Source organism: Candidatus Clostridium eludens, assembly GCF_045310515.1.
Taxonomy (GTDB): Bacteria; Bacillota; Clostridia; order Clostridiales; family Clostridiaceae; genus Clostridium_B; species Clostridium_B eludens.
Window position 1 is genome coordinate 41,086 of sequence record NZ_JBJHZX010000011.1, and the last position, 15,964, is coordinate 57,049.

18 protein-coding genes are annotated in these 15,964 nt (G+C 29.9%); 17 read left to right on the forward strand and 1 reads right to left on the reverse strand.

Annotated features, from left to right (window positions below):
• Window positions 1-173 precede the first annotated feature (173 nt).
• The 10 genes from ACJDU8_RS08930 (at window position 174) to ACJDU8_RS08975 (ending at window position 8,079) form a co-directional block, all read left to right on the forward strand.
• Entirely contained in the window at window positions 174-602 is a 429-nt protein-coding gene (locus tag ACJDU8_RS08930; protein WP_406791804.1) for a C-GCAxxG-C-C family protein, read from the forward strand.
• A 175-nt stretch (window positions 603-777) separates the two neighbouring features.
• Window positions 778-1,494: a CTP synthase C-terminal region-related (seleno)protein gene (locus ACJDU8_RS08935; protein WP_406791805.1), complete on the forward strand. Its 717-nt coding sequence runs from the start codon at window positions 778-780 to the stop codon at window positions 1,492-1,494.
• Between the two features lie 35 nt (window positions 1,495-1,529).
• Window positions 1,530-3,146, forward strand: a complete 1,617-nt coding sequence (locus tag ACJDU8_RS08940) for a cell shape-determining protein (RefSeq protein WP_406791806.1) — start codon at window positions 1,530-1,532, stop codon at window positions 3,144-3,146.
• A gap of 425 nt (window positions 3,147-3,571) precedes the next feature.
• Entirely contained in the window at window positions 3,572-3,892 is a 321-nt protein-coding gene (locus tag ACJDU8_RS08945) for a PadR family transcriptional regulator (RefSeq protein ID WP_406791807.1), read from the forward strand.
• A 3-nt stretch (window positions 3,893-3,895) separates the two neighbouring features.
• The gene (locus tag ACJDU8_RS08950; RefSeq protein WP_406791808.1) at window positions 3,896-4,606 is read left to right on the forward strand and encodes a DUF1048 domain-containing protein; all 711 of its coding nucleotides are present in this window, start codon (window positions 3,896-3,898) and stop codon (window positions 4,604-4,606) included.
• A gap of 171 nt (window positions 4,607-4,777) precedes the next feature.
• Window positions 4,778-5,278, forward strand: a complete 501-nt coding sequence (locus tag ACJDU8_RS08955) for a GNAT family N-acetyltransferase (RefSeq protein ID WP_406791809.1) — start codon at window positions 4,778-4,780, stop codon at window positions 5,276-5,278.
• Window positions 5,279-5,503: 225 nt separating this feature from the next.
• A complete protein-coding gene (locus tag ACJDU8_RS08960) occupies window positions 5,504-5,938 on the forward strand; it encodes a MarR family winged helix-turn-helix transcriptional regulator (protein ID WP_406791810.1) in 435 nt (144 codons plus the stop codon).
• Window positions 5,939-5,995: 57 nt separating this feature from the next.
• Window positions 5,996-7,237, forward strand: a complete 1,242-nt coding sequence (locus tag ACJDU8_RS08965) for an APC family permease (protein ID WP_406791811.1) — start codon at window positions 5,996-5,998, stop codon at window positions 7,235-7,237.
• Between the two features lie 181 nt (window positions 7,238-7,418).
• A complete protein-coding gene (locus ACJDU8_RS08970; RefSeq protein WP_406791812.1) occupies window positions 7,419-7,904 on the forward strand; it encodes a pyridoxamine 5'-phosphate oxidase family protein in 486 nt (161 codons plus the stop codon).
• On the forward strand, window positions 7,888-8,079 hold the full coding sequence (locus tag ACJDU8_RS08975; RefSeq protein WP_406791813.1) for a hypothetical protein: 192 nt from the start codon (window positions 7,888-7,890) through the stop codon (window positions 8,077-8,079). Before ACJDU8_RS08970 ends, ACJDU8_RS08975 begins: the two co-directional genes overlap by 17 nt.
• Window positions 8,080-8,221: 142 nt before the next feature.
• On the opposite strand, the gene ACJDU8_RS08980 is transcribed toward ACJDU8_RS08975, so the two are convergent.
• Entirely contained in the window at window positions 8,222-9,064 is an 843-nt protein-coding gene (locus tag ACJDU8_RS08980; protein ID WP_406791814.1) for an MBL fold metallo-hydrolase, read from the reverse strand.
• 220 nt (window positions 9,065-9,284) lie between these two features.
• Between ACJDU8_RS08980 and ACJDU8_RS08985 the strand changes: the two genes are divergently transcribed.
• The 7 genes from ACJDU8_RS08985 to ACJDU8_RS09015 all read left to right on the forward strand — a co-directional run bounded on the left by ACJDU8_RS08985 (window position 9,285) and on the right by ACJDU8_RS09015 (window position 15,942).
• Window positions 9,285-10,253 carry a DUF2087 domain-containing protein gene (locus ACJDU8_RS08985; RefSeq protein WP_406791815.1) on the forward strand — a complete coding sequence of 323 codons (969 nt, stop codon included), beginning with the start codon at window positions 9,285-9,287 and terminating at the stop codon, window positions 10,251-10,253.
• Window positions 10,254-10,667: 414 nt separating this feature from the next.
• On the forward strand, window positions 10,668-11,414 hold the full coding sequence (locus ACJDU8_RS08990; RefSeq protein WP_406791872.1) for an FAD:protein FMN transferase: 747 nt from the start codon (window positions 10,668-10,670) through the stop codon (window positions 11,412-11,414).
• Between the two features lie 522 nt (window positions 11,415-11,936).
• Window positions 11,937-13,775 carry an APC family permease gene (locus ACJDU8_RS08995; protein ID WP_406791816.1) on the forward strand — a complete coding sequence of 613 codons (1,839 nt, stop codon included), beginning with the start codon at window positions 11,937-11,939 and terminating at the stop codon, window positions 13,773-13,775.
• Between the two features lie 288 nt (window positions 13,776-14,063).
• Complete coding sequence (locus ACJDU8_RS09000) at window positions 14,064-14,495, forward strand: GNAT family N-acetyltransferase (protein WP_406791817.1); 432 nt, start codon at window positions 14,064-14,066, stop codon at window positions 14,493-14,495.
• A gap of 461 nt (window positions 14,496-14,956) precedes the next feature.
• Window positions 14,957-15,151: a pyrroline-5-carboxylate reductase dimerization domain-containing protein gene (locus tag ACJDU8_RS09005; protein WP_406791818.1), complete on the forward strand. Its 195-nt coding sequence runs from the start codon at window positions 14,957-14,959 to the stop codon at window positions 15,149-15,151.
• Between the two features lie 2 nt (window positions 15,152-15,153).
• A complete protein-coding gene (locus ACJDU8_RS09010; protein WP_406791819.1) occupies window positions 15,154-15,294 on the forward strand; it encodes a pyrroline-5-carboxylate reductase dimerization domain-containing protein in 141 nt (46 codons plus the stop codon).
• A 108-nt stretch (window positions 15,295-15,402) separates the two neighbouring features.
• Entirely contained in the window at window positions 15,403-15,942 is a 540-nt protein-coding gene (locus ACJDU8_RS09015) for a nitroreductase family protein (protein WP_406791873.1), read from the forward strand.
• Window positions 15,943-15,964 lie beyond the last annotated feature (22 nt).

Sequence of the window (15,964 nt, forward strand, 5' to 3'; positions counted from 1 at the left end):
GTTGTAATTACAAGTGCATCAGTAATTATTGAAATTTTTCGCCTTAATAAGGAGGAATTTTTTCTTTTTTTGGAGAAATATTAATCCGATATATATTATACAAGTATAATTTACAGTGAGTGTATTTTTATGTCAAATTGTAACAATAGAATATATAGTCGGGAGGAAAATCAATGAAAAGCTATGAGAATATAATTAACGAGAGGGTACATAAGTATTACTGGGAAGATGATATAAATTGTGCAACTACGGTTTTAAAAACTTTAGCACAAATATATGAAATAGATTTAAATCCCCAAGTTATAGATTCTGCAATTGGAATGCATGGTGCAGGAAAATTTGGTGCACAATGTGGATTAGTAGAGGGTTCTCTTATGTTTATAGGTATCTTTGGAAGAAAACTTAAATACAAAAATGAAGAAATTGTAGATTATTGCTACAGCTTTGCAAATGAATTTCAAGATAGCTTTGGAAGTATAGTTTGTAAGGATTTGCGTTCTCAAGGTTTTAAATCAGATGACCCACCTCATATGTGTGAAGAAATCACTAAAAAAGCAATTGAATTTACACATAATTATGTTAATAGGATAAAAGAAAATTAAGTAAGGTAGATTAAACTTCTATATTTTATGTATAATAATTGTATAAAAAATTTAACTACAAAAATATATCTTTAAAAATGGGTTACAAGACAAATATAGTAGTAAAGCTATAGAAAGTCAAAATTAATTATTGAGTTAGTTTTAAGAAGATTATATTTAGGAGGGTGATATTGAGATGAATACTTTAATTAAAATAGGAATAATTGGCGACTTCAATGGAGAATCTCCGACACACAAAGCAACTAATGAAGTATTAAAGTATTGTGCAGATTATATAGATACTGATTTAGAAATACAGTGGCTGCCAACAGAATCACTAGAAAATGATGTGGAAGTGGTCGTTAATAAGGATGGATTATGGTGTGCCCCAGGTAGTCCATATAACAGTATGGAGGGGGCGTTAAATGCTATTAAATTTGCAAGAGAAAATAATTATCCATTTATAGGAACTTGTGGTGGCTTTCAGCACGTTATTTTGGAGTATGCAAGAAATGTTTTAAATTTTAAAGATGCTCAACACGCAGAATATGACCCGTATGCATCCAAATTGTTTATTTCTGCTTTAACTTGTTCTTTAGTTGGGAAAATACTCAAAATCTTCATAGATAAGAATTCAAAGACTTATGGATTTTATAATAAAACTGAAATTGAAGAACATTATTATTGTAATTTTGGTCTTAATACTGAATATGAAAAATTAATTGATGAAGGTGGTTTAAAAGTAGTAGGTACTGATGAACTCCACGAAGCGAGAATAGTTGAATTACCTGAAAATAACTTTTTTGTAGCTACGTTATTTGTTCCTCAGCTTAATTCTTCACCTGAAATACCACATAAACTTATAATTGAATTTTTAAGGTCTGCTAAAGAATTTCATTTATCAAGAAAGTAACTTAAATTTGCAAAATAAATATTTAGGAGGATTATATGAATCTTGTTGTTGGTAGTATTAATTTTTTACGTAAAAGCAGGCATGCAAAATTAATTGCTTCTATAGTTATAGCAGTAATTTTGGCGATATCTGTTTATGCATATTTACCTGTTCTGTCACTAAGATTTTCATCATTATGGTATTGTTTAATTGTAGTTTCTATAATAATAGAACTTGTTTTTTGGAAGCGTAGTACATGGATTAAGTTACTTCCTGCATTAATAATCGCTATATATGTTATTTTAGTAGTAGCTTCTTCGCCTCTATTTAGGTCATATAGTTATAGAAACCTGCTTCCACCCATAGAAGAAAAAAATTTTTCTTCAAGTATTAATCCAGTAGATATTACGCAAGTGCCAACTGTAAATCCAGACTATGCACGCCTATTGGCTGATAAGAAGATAGGTCAAGATGCTACACTAGGTAGTAGGGCAGAACTTGGTGATTTGACACTTCAGAGTATAAACAATAAGTTGTATTATGTAGCTCCATTGTTACATAGTGGATTTTTCAAATGGGCCGTAAATGGATCTACACCAGGTTATATAATGGTATCGGCTACTGATGATCAGGATGTAAAATTGGTCACTAATTACAGTATTGTATATCAGCCTAAAGCATGGTTTGGACAAAATGCATCCAGAAAGATTTACACTTCAGGTAATGAATTTAAAGGATTTTGTGATATGACATTCGAGATAGATAATAGTGGTAAACCTTTCTGGACAGCCTCAATATACGAACATAAAATAGGTTTATCTGGAGTTAAAGTTATAGGTGTAGCAATATTAAATGCCACTACAGGTGAGGTGAAAAATTACTCCTTAAATAATATACCTACTTGGGTTGATAGGGTACAACCTGCAAGTGTTGTTAAGGACAATATAGATTATTATGGTAAATATATACATGGCATTTTTAACTTTAGTGGTAATGATAAGTTCCAGACAACTTCTGATCTATCACTTATCTACAACAAAGGCAAATGCTACTTCTATTCTGGTATAACTTCAATTGGTAGTGACAGTTCAACTATAGGATTTACTCTTACAGATTCAAAAACAGAAAAAACAACAGAGTTTAAAATATCTGGTGCAACAGAAAATTCTGCTATGAAGTCTGCTGAAGGTAAAGTCCAAAATTTAAATTACAGTGCTTCATTTCCTGTACTTATTAATGTGCAAAATGTACCTACATATTTTACAACTCTTAACGATAAGACAGGCCTAACAAAGATGTTTGCTATGGTATCTGTGGTAAATTACAATATAGTTGGTGTAGGTAATTCAATACAAGAATGCCAGTCAAATTACATTGAAACATTATCAGAGAAAGGGAATTCATTAAATGAAAGTTCAGGAAGCATGAAATCTGTTAAAGGTACTATAAATAGAATAGGATCGTATATAAATAATAATTCTACTTATTATACGTTTACGTTAAAAGAACAACCTAACAAAATATACTCAGCTTCACCACAATTGTCAGCTAAATTACCACTTACAGGCATAGGCGATGCTGTAATTATAAAATATGTTGATACAAAGCAACCTGTTCAATCATTAAATTCTTTTGATAATTTATCTATAACAGAAGTTAATACAGGTAAATAGAAGATATGAACAAACAGTAATTTTGTTATAGCAAACAAGTATATAATTATCAAGTGATTCTTAGGTTCAGGTGGAGTTTGCTCATGAGAAATACTTTTCTCCATCTGAACCTTATTAACAGTATTCTTAGTGTCTTTAGCACTTAGAATACGTTATCCTTTAGGGGAAGAACTTATCCAGGCGCGTAGCAGTGCTTATCCCCCACTTTGGAGAAGTTGGGTGTTAGCAATGGTAGCGTTGTTCGGATAAAATATTGGAAATTAAAATATCTGACACATTAATAAAAGTGTCAAATATTTTAATTTTGTTTTTTTGCGAAATAACTATTAAAACTTATAAAAAACAATTATATACCTACTTGACATTACATAGTAGTTAATATATAGTTTATATAGACTATTGTGTAATACAAAGTAGGTGATTATATGACTAATACTACACAAATATTGAAAGGGTTATTAGAAGGGTGTATTTTAAAAGTAGTAAGTAATTATGAAACATATGGCTATAAGATATGTGAAGATTTGGTCAAATATGGATTTAATCAGATCTCGGAAGGTAGTGTTTATCCTATACTTATAAGGTTAGAAAAGAAAAAATTGCTTTATTCTATTATGAAGAAATCCCCTTTAGGTCCTATGAGAAAGTATTATTATCTAACTGAAGAAGGGCGCAGAGAATTAAAGGATTTTATATTCTCGTGGAATGAAATTAAGCAAAGTATTGATAACATACTGGAGGGATAATTTATGTTATTACAATGGCAGTTTAAAAAAATAAGGCTAAAAGAGCAAAAAAAATTAAATGAAACTAACTTATATTTATATAAAGCTATTACCATTTATATTCAAAACAGTAATTTGAGGTTAATTGAGAAAGAAGAAATTCTCCAACAAATTATGGATATGATATTGCAATCACAAGTTGAAAATAGATCTGTAGATTTAATTATAGGCCAAGACTATGAAAAATTTTGCGAATCAATTATTGAAGAATATAGAAGTAGTAAAAATACTGTATATAATGTGTTAAATTGTATGCAGAAATATTTAATATGGATGGTTTCAATTGCATTGTTTATGTCATTATTAAATGGAATAATTATTCATTCACTTAATTTAGGTATTAATATGAACCAATTTGTAATGGCAAATGTTGTAGCGCTTATCATTATTCCTGCATCAAAAAAAGAAAAGCAAAAAAACTCATCAATATTTTATTTACCACAAAGATTATATGCTATGAATAAAGGGCTTGTTCAATCAGGCATTTATGCCATTATTTTAATATCACTTGTTTCTGTCATATTAAAGTTTATACTTCAAAAAGTATTGGACTGGAGGACTTTTAGTTATACAATAATTTTATATAAAGTTCTGCCCTATATGCTAATAATAATTTTGGTAATTACATTAATTGAAATTTATAAGAGGATATATGATAGAGATGTAATAATATAATATGAATGGATTGCATTAAATGGTATTAATTATTATGTAAAAGGAGCATCGCGTTTATATAATTTCAATAATTGGCGTAATTCTAATGTTATGATGAACAATATTCTTAACTTGTGTCACAAGTGTAAAAAATGCGAATTTATTAAAGTCTTTTTATAGGAGAAAAGAGCGATGGATATTATTAAGGGACAGAAGCAAGACCTATCAGACATTCTTGATATAATTTCTAAATGTATAAAGTATATGGAAAGTCAAGACATATACCAGTGGAATAAATTTTATCCAAATTCAGATATTATTGAAAATGATATTAAGAGTGAGGATTGTTACATTTTAAATGATAATGGAAAATGTGTAGCATATGTTGCAATAAATGAAGAACAATCCCCAGAATACAGTCAAATAAACTGGTTTACTGATGGAAGAAAGGTATTAGTTATTCATAGATTATCTGTTGATCCTGAATTTCAAGGGAAAGGTATTGCAAAAAAAGTACTAAAATTTATTGAAGATTTGGCTACTAAAAATAACTATTCATGTATTAGATTAGATGCTTATAGTGGAAATGAGAAAGCACTTAAACTATATGAGAATTTTGGCTATAAGAAAGTGGGACAGTTATATTTTCCACGAAGAGACCTTCCTTTCTATTGCTATGAGAAAAATATTTAAAACTTTTAATATACGATATTTTAACTTGCGCCATAAATAATTTATGAGGTATTTATGGAATATTAGATTATTCATCCAGAAATAAAAGATGTAAGAAGACCACGAATATAATAAATAAAGCTTTTTAAGTATTAATTATATTTTTATAGAAGCAGCTTGACAATAGTTCGATGGTGAACTATATTAATAGTAACAATATAAATTGCAAGAGTGGGAGTATTATTTATGATAAATAAATATTTAGCTATATCTAAAATCTCAAAGATAAGAAATGAGGTTTCTAACTACATTGAGTGCGAACTAAAAAAACGTGGTATTGAGGGGCTTATGGTATCACATGGCAATATATTAGACATACTCTATGAGAACAATGGAAAATTAACTATGAAAGAAATAAGTGAAGGAATTGATCGTTCAAAGTCTACAGTTACTAAATTAGTAGACAGATTATTAAAATCTGGATATGTTACTAAAGAATCAAATTTAGAAGATAAAAGATACTCTTATATAGAGTTAACTGAAAAGGGATTAAATATAAAAGAAGACTTCAAAGATATTTCACAAAATGTAATTAAAAAATTCTTTAAAAATTTTACCGAAGAGGAAGTTGAAATATTACTTTTATTATTAGATCGGGTAATACACAATTTTACCCAATAATTTTTGCAAAAATAGTTCGATGGCGAACTATACGAGTCAGGAAAAAGAGGTTTTTATATGAATAGTAATTTTAAAGCAACTATAAATCTGCCCCAAGCAATAGCACTTTATATAGGAGCAGTACTAGGGGCTGGCATACTTATAGTCCCTGGCATTGCAGCAGAAATTGCAGGACCGGCATCCATATTAGATTGGGGAGTAATGATGATTTTAGTACTTCCACTTGCACTTTGTATGGCTTTTTTATCACAAAGGTATCCAAATGTGGGTGGTGTGTCTTATTTTGTAACTAAAGCATTTGGAGATAAATTAGGAACAATCATTGGTTGGTTTTTTCTTATGTCGGCACCTATAGGAGCTCCAGTAGCATCTTTAACTGGCGGGGGTTATTTAAGTTCTGCTCTTGGTTTGCCACAAAATTCAAAAATCATTATAGCCTGCATAATTCTCATTTTTGCCCTAGTTATTAACTTCATGGGTATGAGTATAGCTGGAAAAGTTCAAGTTGCAGTTGTAATAAGTATTATATCAATACTTATTCTTACCATAATTGGTTCTATGCCAAATATAAAGGCAGTAAATTTTACCCCTTTTATGCCTAATGGTATTACAAGTGTTGGAAAAGCATCTCCAATTTTATTTTGGTGCTTCATTGGTTGGGAGGCAGTCTCTCATTTGTCTGAAGAATTTATTAATCCTGAGAAAGATATTATTAAAGCAACTGTGATTTCTGCCATAATTATAGGGGTTCTTTATTTTATGACGTCTTTAGTTACTGTAGGAACTGATAGCTACGGAATTGAAACACAGGCATCTTTGGTTATTGTAGCACGTAAAATTTTTGGATCATCTGGAGCTATTCTAATAGGAATTACAAGTTTACTTATATGCACTGCCACAGTAATATCTTATATTGGAGCTGCATCAAGATTAGCTTTTTCATTATCTAAAAATAAAGATGCACCTAAAATTCTTGGATATGTTTCAAAAAAGCATAACACACCAATAGGTGGACTCGTATTTTTATTTCTATGTTTTGTTGTGGTAATCACACTATACTATTTTAAGATTGTATCATTTACTCAACTAATACAGATTCCAAATGCAACTTTCATATTGACATATCTAGCTGGATGCGCTGCTGGAGTTGTATTATTTAAAGATAACAAGAAAAAATTTATAATTAGTCTTATTTCATTAGTTACAACAGCCTTTATATTTATTTTTTCAGGTTGGGCTATATTATATCCAATGATAATTCTTATTGGAGTTATTATTAATAAATTAATAAAGAAGTAAAAATAACTTGCACATAATGTAGATAAACAATTTTCATATATTAAGTTGTATAATAGATTAAGGACATATTTGTAAAATATTAAGGATAACAAAGTTATTATGAATCTATTACAATATCTAATTAAGAAATATAATAATGATAAGAACTAAAATAGCTAAAGAATTAGGGGGATGTGTAATTATGTTCAGAGAAATGAGAAGAAAGAAACAATTATTATCCAAAGAAGAGACAATTGAAATTCTAAAGTTATGCACTTCTGGAGTTTTGGGTGTAATTGGCGATGATGATTACCCGTATACCGTTCCAGTAAGTTACGCTTTTAAAGACGACAAACTATTCATTCATAGTGCAAAAGAAGGGCATAAGATTGACAGTATAAAAAGGAATGATAAAGTGACATTTTGTGTGATAGAAAAAGACGAAGTAATACAAAAAACTTTTACTACCCATTTTCGAAGTGCTTCCATCTTTGGTAGAGCAAGGATACTTACAGATGATTCCCATAGACGATATGCACTTGAAAGTTTAATTGAAAAATATTCACCTGACTATATTAAAGAAGGACAGCAAGAAATTGAAAGAGAATGGGATAGAGTATGTTTGGTTGAAATCAAAATCGAACATATGACAGGTAAAGCTGCTATAGAAATTGTCAATAGTAAATGATAATATAAATAAAACTATTGATTGGGTAAAAGAAGAATTAGGTAAAATAGATGCTGATGATTGGTACATATGGGTAATTTTATCTAAGGAAAAGGAATATTTACTTGGAACTGAAATAATTTATGTTGAGGAGGAATATGAAAAGTTTGAAATATGTATAAACATAGAAAAATAAGAGTCACCCCCCCACAACAGGAGGGAACTTTTATTCTGTAAAGTTACAAAATCTGCATTTGGTTTATTAATATTATTTTACAATAGTTTCGCCAATTATAGCTAAAATATCAAAGAGTGAAAATTTGAATAATATAGAATACCTATTCTAAATGAGATTGAAAAGCTCTATGCACAATTGGATTTATGTACACAGGTGGTAATCCTAAATTATCAATTAGCCTCTTACAATTTTCAAGTGTATTTTCCTCTTTGCTTGAATAATACTGTTTTACTCCCATATCCAACTTTATCAAATACTGCTCCCCGTTCATAATTAATTCTTTAATTTTAGCCAAGTTATTTATTGGTTCTGTCCATGATGAAAGTAATATATTATAGTCACTGAAATTTTTAATAGCTTTTAGGGAACTCTTCAATTCATTAAGGTTATCATAATTTGGAATATCATTAACCAAAGGAATGGAATCAGCTGTAAAAAGTATTTTATCTTCTTTGAAAAAAATATTGATTGAGCCTTTTGAATGGCCTGGCGAATGGATTATTTGCAGCGTCAGATTTTCATCTAGTTGTATTTCTTGTTTATCTTTAACTAAATCATCAATTTTTACTGATTCATTTACTAATTCATAAAATCCCGGAACCATTCTTGAATTATACTGAACACTCAAATTCTCTATCCATTCCTTTTCTTCCTTATGTATCATGACTTTACAACCAGTAATAGTTTTGATTTTATTTGCAGAACCAATATGGTCAGGGTGTGAATGAGATAAAATTAAGAACTTAATCTCATCAATGCTCCTACCTTGTTCTTTAATGTACCTAAGGATCTTTTTATAACTATCTTTTACGCCAGTGTCAATTAAAGTAATTTCTTTACCAAATATAATTATTGAGTTAACAAATCTAGATAACTTTTTTTCTTTTGAAACTGAAATCTGAAAATCATGTCTTAACAAATGTATTTTATCTGTAATATTCACTATTTCTCCCCCCAGTTTAATTTGCGTTTACTACGCTGAATTATATACTGGCAATTATATCATATTCTTTAATTGATTTATTAACCCTAATATACATATGCAGTAGTAACTTTGTGTAGTATTACAGGTCTACATAGATTGCGTAATTATGGTTTTTGTAGTTGACAAAAAAATATTTAAATGTTAGTATGTCTATAATATTGATAGACAGGAGAACAAAATGGATGAATTTATTCGTAGTGCAACTATAGGTGATTTTAAAAGAGGCTATGTGTGGGATAGCAAAAAAGAAGAATTTGTTTGTTTGATATGTGGAGAATTTATTGGAGAAAATAATGATAATATAAGTACTCATACTGCTAACCATGGAACCCCTATCGGAAGGTTACTGATGCTGAATAAGAAATACACTGGATTGACGGAAATTCAAAAAGAGCTTTTAGAAATGCTGTCAAATAGATATAGTAATAGTGAAATTGCAATGAAGCTGGGATATACAGAATCCACAGTAAGAAATATGAGATTTGCCTTAAGAGAGAGGGCAAGACAAGCAAGAGCTTTTTTGGCTGTTATGGAATTGGTCGAGGAAGAAGAACCGAAAGTAACAAACCCCAAGATTCGTTTTTTCCCTATCAAAGAAGAAAAAAGAAAAGCACTATTGCCAAGATTTGCTGGTTTGTTTGAGCCTGATAGAGAGTATACGGAAGCTGAATTAAAGAAAATTATTAAAACTATTTATGAAGATGATGCTATAATACGACGATACTTAGTAGATTATGGATACTTGGACAGAACTGATGATGGAAGCAAATATTATAAGAAATGTGAGGCTAATGCTATGAGCAGTGTAAATAAAAAAGAACTTAAAAACAAGTATAAACAGCAAGAAATAGAGATGGGTATAATTCAAGTATATAATACAGTAAATGGATATTCTTTTGTGGATATATGTACAAATTTATATAAGCCCTTTGAATCAATTAAATTTCAATTAAATTTAGGTAGAACGAAATTTAAAAAGTTAAAGGAGGACTGGAATATTTATGGAGAAAATGTTTTTCAGTTTAATGTTGTCGAAAAGCTAAAGCCCAAAGAAGGTGCTGCAGATAAAGAAAAGGTTGATGACTTAAAGGAGCTTTTAAAAATATGGATTGAGAGTCAAGGAGATAATCTGAAGTTATATAAATAAAAGATATCACTACTGCATACTAATTATAGTACGGCAAATGGGATAACTCTTATGTGATAATATGTGCAATAACGTGAAAGGACCAGGACAATATGTAATTAATGATGATAATTTAGTAAAAAATTTTACTAAATATATTCTACAAAAATTATAAGCATAAATTATATCATTGAGAGTAACGATGAAGGAGTGTATTAAATGTTAATTGAACTAGCAACTTTTTCTGTTGGAGTTATAATAGTAGCCTCGGTAGTTACAATGCTCTATGTTATAAAGATTTATAATTTACTTAAGAAGAAATAATATGCAACTTCTTTGTTTTGCTTGAAATGAATAGCTGAACTTGGTTTAAAAACCTTTGTTATTGACTTACGAGGTCATGGTGAAAATATATTAAGCTTAGATGAAGAAGTTATAAGTGAAAAAGGATTATATGAGCTTAATGACATGGCAAGTTCTACAGTAGTTAACAGTGACGTAAGAAAAATTAATAATGCTTCAGGAAAAAATTATGTAAAAGTTCATCCAGAAATAATTAAAATGATAAAAGCTTCACAAAAATACTCAAAAATAAGTAATGGATTGTGGGATATTACCGTTGGTCCTCTAGTAAACCTGTGGGGAATAGAGACTGACAAGGCAAGAAAGCCTTCTGATGCAGAAACTAAGTCAAAATTGCTACTGGTTGGTTATTCTAAGATTAGTATAAATGAGAAAGAGAACCGTGTTATGCTCACTCAGCCAGGTATGGCTATAGACTTAGGTGGTATAGCAAAAGGATTTGCTGCGGATGGAGTACTTAAGATATATAAAAAATACAATATTCAAAGTGGTCTTATAAATTTAGGGTCAAGTTCTATATATGCTGTTGGTGAAAGTGGAACTGGTGATCCGTGGGGAATTGCGATTAAACATCCTAGAAGCGATGAAAATGATAATTATCTCGGCATAATTGAAATCTCAAATGAAGGAATATCTACTTCAGGCTACTATGAGAGATATTTCATGCAAAATGGCAAAAGATATCATTACATACTTAATCCGTCTACAGGATATCCTGTAGATAATGGTGTTATGAGTGTAACGGTAGTAATTGATGGAACTGTTCCAGATAGCTGTATGCTAGCAGATATTTTGTCCTTGACTGTTTTTGAATTGTGATCAAAGAAAGGTATTGATCTTATCAACAGCATCCCAAGGGTATCTTGTGAAGTTACTAAAACAGATTTTAAAGTTTATACATCATCAGGATTTAAAGATAAATTTTTAGACTTAAATAAGGATTTCAAATTTGCAAATTAGTATAGCTGGTTTTTAATAATATTATATAAACAATGGAATAAAATTTGGTAAACTTTCTTCGGCGAAAAAAATAAGAAATGATTAAACTTTTTTATAAAGCTACATCTCAATTAAAATAATTATGAATTACACACAACTATACTTTTGTAGAACTAAAAGAAGTACCTTATTCAATACTATGTTCTGTTTATTGACTAGAGTGAAAAACACTCTAGTTTTGTTTTTTAGAGAGCAACGTAAAACAACCAAGTTCAATAATATAAATATTCTATATATTATTTTTTAACAAAGTTAGATGCATTTAGATATTGTAGTATAGATTTCTATAATATATAATCAAGTAATGATTATTAAACTTAAATGTTTACTAGAGGTGTAGTTATGATTAATAGTATTAAAGAATTTTTAATTGGAAAATCTCTTAGAACAGAACAATTAAAATCAGAAAGATTTAATATCTTTTGGGGGCTGCCAATATTGTCTAGTGATGCTATATCTTCAGTGGCATATGCAGGCCAGGAAATACTTTATATACTTGTGCCGGCAGTAGGCTTTATGGCATTCACCGACATGATTCATGCAGTGCTAATGGTTATACTTCTATTATTTATATTAGTATTTTCATACAGACAAGTTATTGATTGCTACCCAAAGGGTGGAGGAGCCTACATAGTTGCACAAGATAATTTAGGAATAACACCAAGTTTAATAGCTGCAGCAGCTTTGTGTATTGATTATATCTTAACTGTTGCAGTTAGTATTTCAGCAGGTACTGCCGCAATTACTTCAGCATTCCCACATTTATTACCATATAATGTAACTATATGTATTATACTTATTATTTTAATGACTATAGGAAATTTAAGGGGTATTAGCGAATCAGCTAAAGTTTTTGCCATACCACCTTATTTGTTTATTTCTATTATGATCATAATGATTGTATATGGGTTCGTTAAATATAATATAATGGGAATTCATCCTAAGCCAATTTACAAGGTGCCAAACTTTACAAATACACTTTCTTTTTTGGTATTTTTAAAGGCTTTTGCCGCGGGTTGTACAGCACTTACTGGAGTTGAAGCTGTAAGTAACGGAATACCTAATTTTAAAGAACCATCTCAAAAAAATGCAAAGATTGTATTATTATTACTAGGGTGTGTTGCACTTGTATTATTTGGAGGTATCTCATATCTTTCCACAATATATAAGGCAGTATATAATCCTGATGTGACTGTAATAGCACAGGTTGCCATTCAAGTATTTGGAAAAGGTTTTATGTTCTACATTGTCCAAACATTTACGGCCTTAATATTAATTATGGCTGCAAATACTTCATACAATGGATTTCCACTTTTACTTTCAATAATAGCAAAAGATGGTTATGTGCCAAGACAGTTTTCAAAAAGAGGATCTAGACTGAGTTATTCTAATGGAATAATATTTTTGTCTTTAACAGCCATTGTTCTTCTTGTATATTTTAAAGGTGATAATCATAGCTTATTACCACTTTATGCAGTAGGGGTTTTTGTATCATTTACCCTTGCACAAACAGGAATGGTATTAAAATGGCTCAGAAATAAAGATGGAGCATGGAAACATAAAGCATTAATTAATGCAATTGGTGCAATATTATCCTTCAGTACAACTATAGTTCTCAGTATAACAAAATTTAAAGAGGGTGCTTGGCTCGTATGTATTCTAATACCAATTTTAGTATTTATAATGTGGAGAATTAAGGCACATTATAATATAGTTGCAGATGAACTTAAGCTTAATCTATCACAAAAACCAAAATGTATAGATTATAAGAAACAAAAAAATTATATGATAATACCTATTGATTCACTTAATAAGTCATTTTTAAAATCATATAATTATGCTGAAGCTTTTACTAAAGATATTATCGTTTTTCATGTTTCAATTGATGAAGAAGCTACTAAAAAATTACTTGATAGTTGGAAAGAATATGGAATGCAAGTTCCTATAGTTGTAAGAAGATCACCCTATAGAAATTTAATAGGACCACTTGTAAAATTTATAGAATCAGAAGAATTTACAGTAACGCCAGGAGATACAATAACAGTTATAATGCCTCAGCTTGTTGTGAAAAAATGGTGGGAAAATGTTCTTCACAATCAGACTTCACTATTTATTAGAAGTACTCTATTAAAGCGAAGAAATATTGCATTGGTTACTTTGCCTTATATAATAAGCAAATAAAATATAGTTAGATCGTTAAATAACTAAACTTGGGAGTATCAAAAGTATCTACCTGTCAATGATTAAATTCTAGCATCCAGCTCTTATATGAATATATAAGAACTGGATGAATAGTTATATCTTTATATAGTGAACTAGACATTATAAACCTAATGTTTAATTCTTTATATAAATCTATAATAATCTGTCTCAATAATAATTTGTTTATGGTATTATTTACATATGGTTAAGCCACAAATATAAGAAATGACGAAGTAAAGAGTATTTATATAATAAGAGAGGGGTACTATGCAAATAAGGACAATGACTATTGATGATTATGAAGAAGTGTATCAGTTATGGACCAATACGCCTGGAATGGGTATGAGAAGTGTAGATGATTCAAAAGAAGGTATTGAAAAATATCTTAATAGAAATCCTGAAACTTGTTTTATTGCAGAATTTGAAAATAAAATTATTGGTGTCATTTTGAGTGGACATGATGGACGAAGGGGTTATATACATCATACAGCAGTTAATGCTACTGTACGTAAGCAAGGAATAGGTACTGCATTAGTAAATGCTGCAACTGAGGCCTTAAAAAAACAAGGAATTAACAAGGTAGCCTTGGTAGCTTTTCGTACAAATAAATTAGGAAATTCTTTTTGGAAAGCACTAGGGTTTGAATATAGGAATGATTTAGTATATAGAAATAAGAATCTTAATGATAACAATATTTGATTTCATAAAATTCTTATTTCATAAAAGAGACCACTTAAATATAATGGTCTCTAAAACACAATTTTTCTAGGAAATTCTTTGGATATATTAAAACTTCGTAACATTTTATACAATTTTTTTATCATATTCTATTTCACAAGCATCAATATCTTTCTTAATACAAACTATCACATCTTCTTTTCTGGTATTTATAAACAGGCATGTACCTCCAACGGCCATCCAACCTAAAAATGGAAATAAATTGTAAGGATATGTTGGAAGAGGATATACACTGCCAACAACTTATGTCGTGACATAGTAAAGATTGTTCTTGAAGCAGCATTCATACAAGCCGTAACGCATGATCAAAAACTAATTAAAGCACCAATTGCTAAGAAAACGCCTAAGACTTTCATTCCATATTTAGCAGCAAGAAACGCCGGTGGCGCATCAACTTTATCAAGTGTTTGCCCAGTTCCCATGTGAAAAAAATATTTAATGAATTGGGATATGTTTTTGAAATTGGGGAAAAAAATATAGAAAAAGTTACCGCATTTTCTGCTTGTGGTTTAGGCTTTGCTGCATATATATTGAATGCCTTTCAGAAAGTTGGGCAAGCCTTTGGATTTAGTTCAGAAGTAAGTGAGAAAATAGTAGCCAAGACTTTTAATATATAGGTATGTCAGATTATGAAGGAACAGCAAATGCAGTTGCAACAAAAGGAGGAGCAACTAAACAGGGGATAATATGCTTTGAAGAAAATAATTTGAATAGAATTGTCAGTGAGGCAATGAATAAAGCATATGATAAGATGCGATAGGGGCTGAATTATTCATCATGAGTAATAACAGTGCCTCTTGCTATTGGTATTTGGTATTCTCTTTATAGAAGAGGAATAAAATAAGTGAACACGGAGGAAATTGATAATATGATTGAAGATATTAAAACACGTAGAAGTATAAGAAAATACCTCAATAAGTTAGTTGAAGATGAAAAAATAATTCAATTACTTGAGAGTGCAAGACTTGCTCCATCTGGTAGTAACACCCAGCCTTGGCATTTCATTATAGTAAAGTCTGAATTGATTAAACAAAAGTTGGCTGAAGTATCTCATAATCAGCAATGGATGATTTCTGCTCCGGTATTTATTGTATGTATTGCAGATATACGTTGTAGAATGGCAGAAAATGTAGATATATCAATAAAAGAGGATAGCCCACAAGAAGAACTTAAACAGATAATTAGGGATACGTCAATTTCCATAACTCATATACTACTTGAAGCTAATAATTTGGGATTAGGCGCATGTTGGGTTGCATGGTTTACCCAAGAAGAAATTAGACCAATTTTAAATATACCTTCTGATAAATACGTAGTTGGTATTGTCACTCTTGGTTATGCCAATGAAGCACCAGAAGCTCGTCCAAGAAAAAAACTTGAGGAACTAGTACACTATGAAAGTTGGTAAACTACTTTTTACTTCTTAATAT

Excerpts from the sequence above, each read along its gene's own strand:
- ACJDU8_RS08930 (WP_406791804.1), top strand. The coding sequence starts at position 174 with ATGAAAAGCTATGAGAATATAATTAACGAGAGGGTACATAAGTATTAC.
- ACJDU8_RS08935 (WP_406791805.1), top strand. The coding sequence starts at position 778 with ATGAATACTTTAATTAAAATAGGAATAATTGGCGACTTCAATGGAGAA.
- ACJDU8_RS08940 (WP_406791806.1), top strand. The coding sequence starts at position 1,530 with ATGAATCTTGTTGTTGGTAGTATTAATTTTTTACGTAAAAGCAGGCAT.
- ACJDU8_RS08945 (WP_406791807.1), top strand. The coding sequence starts at position 3,572 with ATGACTAATACTACACAAATATTGAAAGGGTTATTAGAAGGGTGTATT.
- ACJDU8_RS08950 (WP_406791808.1), top strand. The coding sequence starts at position 3,896 with ATGTTATTACAATGGCAGTTTAAAAAAATAAGGCTAAAAGAGCAAAAA.
- ACJDU8_RS08955 (WP_406791809.1), top strand. The coding sequence starts at position 4,778 with ATGGATATTATTAAGGGACAGAAGCAAGACCTATCAGACATTCTTGAT.
- ACJDU8_RS08960 (WP_406791810.1), top strand. The coding sequence starts at position 5,504 with ATGATAAATAAATATTTAGCTATATCTAAAATCTCAAAGATAAGAAAT.
- ACJDU8_RS08965 (WP_406791811.1), top strand. The coding sequence starts at position 5,996 with ATGAATAGTAATTTTAAAGCAACTATAAATCTGCCCCAAGCAATAGCA.
- ACJDU8_RS08970 (WP_406791812.1), top strand. The coding sequence starts at position 7,419 with ATGTTCAGAGAAATGAGAAGAAAGAAACAATTATTATCCAAAGAAGAG.
- ACJDU8_RS08985 (WP_406791815.1), top strand. The coding sequence starts at position 9,285 with ATGGATGAATTTATTCGTAGTGCAACTATAGGTGATTTTAAAAGAGGC.
- ACJDU8_RS08995 (WP_406791816.1), top strand. The coding sequence starts at position 11,937 with ATGATTAATAGTATTAAAGAATTTTTAATTGGAAAATCTCTTAGAACA.
- ACJDU8_RS09000 (WP_406791817.1), top strand. The coding sequence starts at position 14,064 with ATGCAAATAAGGACAATGACTATTGATGATTATGAAGAAGTGTATCAG.
- ACJDU8_RS09010 (WP_406791819.1), top strand. The coding sequence starts at position 15,154 with ATGTCAGATTATGAAGGAACAGCAAATGCAGTTGCAACAAAAGGAGGA.
- ACJDU8_RS09015 (WP_406791873.1), top strand. The coding sequence starts at position 15,403 with ATGATTGAAGATATTAAAACACGTAGAAGTATAAGAAAATACCTCAAT.